At 56.2% G+C, this 1622-nt stretch carries 2 rRNA genes; both read right to left on the bottom strand.

What is annotated here, in order from left to right:
* Positions 1-7: 7 nt before the first annotated feature.
* Positions 8-124 (bottom strand): 5S ribosomal RNA (gene rrf, locus ACIA6A_RS41375).
* Positions 125-235: 111 nt separating this feature from the next.
* Positions 236-1622, bottom strand: a 23S ribosomal RNA gene (locus ACIA6A_RS41370); the annotation flags it as partial.

Raw genomic sequence — 1622 nt, 5'->3', positions numbered from 1 at the left:
ACGTTGAGTCCGGCGGCGTCCTACTCTCCCACACCCTCCCGAGTGCAGTACCATCGGCGCTGGAGGGCTTAGCTTCCGGGTTCGGAATGAGACCGGGCGTTTCCCCTCCGCTATAACCACCGAAACAGCTTTCAGCACTACAACCTCACCTCTACCAACCCCAGAGTCATTCCTGAGGTGGGGGTGGTTGTTTGCTGTGAATCACACAGTGGACGCAAAGAGTATCAAGTTTAGGGTGGTTAAGCCCTCGGCCTATTAGTACCGGTCAACTGAACACGTTACCGTGCTTACATCTCCGGCCTATCAACCCAGTAGTCTAGCTGGGAGCCTTACCCACTCAAGGTGGTGGGATACCTCATCTCGAAGCAGGCTTCCCGCTTAGATGCTTTCAGCGGTTATCCCTTCCGAACGTAGCCAACCAGCCATGCCCCTGGCGGGACAACTGGCACACCAGAGGTTCGTCCGTCCCGGTCCTCTCGTACTAGGGACAGCCCTTCTCAAGTATCCAACGCGCACGGCGGATAGGGACCGAACTGTCTCACGACGTTCTAAACCCAGCTCGCGTACCGCTTTAATGGGCGAACAGCCCAACCCTTGGGACCTGCTACAGCCCCAGGATGCGACGAGCCGACATCGAGGTGCCAAACCATCCCGTCGATATGGACTCTTGGGGAAGATCAGCCTGTTATCCCCGGGGTACCTTTTATCCGTTGAGCGACACCGCTTCCACACGCAAGTGCCGGATCACTAGTCCCGACTTTCGTCCCTGCTCGACCTGTCAGTCTCACAGTCAAGCTCCCTTATGTACTTACACTCAACACCTGATTGCCAACCAGGATGAGGGAACCTTTGGGCGCCTCCGTTACCCTTTAGGAGGCAACCGCCCCAGTTAAACTACCCACCAGACACTGTCCCTGGACCCGATCAGGGCCCGAAGTTAGATACCCAAATCCAACAGAGTGGTATTTCAAGATTGCCTCCACCCGAACTGGCGTCCGAGTTTCACAGGCTCCCACCTATCCTACACAATTACATTCGGATACCAATGTCAAGCTATAGTAAAGGTCCCGGGGTCTTTCCGTCCTGCCGCGCGTAACGAGCATCTTTACTCGTACTGCAATTTCGCCGGGCCTGTGGTTGAGACAGTGGGGAAGTCGTTACGCCATTCGTGCAGGTCGGAACTTACCCGACAAGGAATTTCGCTACCTTAGGATGGTTATAGTTACCACCGCCGTTTACTGGCGCTTAAGTTCTCCGCCTCGCCCCGAAAGGCTAACAGGTCCCCTTAACGTTCCAGCACCGGGCAGGCGTCAGTCCATATACATCGTCTTACGACTTCGCATGGACCTGTGTTTTTAGTAAACAGTCGCTTCCCCCTGCTCTCTGCGGCCATACCACGCTCCACCCGCAAGGGGCTTCACGCGTCCGGCCCCCCTTCTCCCTAAGTTACGGGGGCAATTTGCCGAGTTCCTTAACCACAGTTCGCCCGTCGCCTTGGTATTCTCTACCTGACCACCTGTGTCGGTTTGGGGTACGGGCCGCTCGGAACATCGCTAGAGGCTTTTCTCGGCAGCATAGGATCACTGACTTCACCTGAATCGGCTCGGCATCACGTCTCAGCC

This window comes from Actinoplanes sp. NPDC051494, from assembly GCF_044454705.1.
In the GTDB taxonomy this organism is placed as follows: domain Bacteria; phylum Actinomycetota; class Actinomycetes; order Mycobacteriales; family Micromonosporaceae; genus Actinoplanes.
Note: the sequence above shows the minus strand (reverse complement) of the source record. Positions and strands in the feature narration are given on the sequence as shown.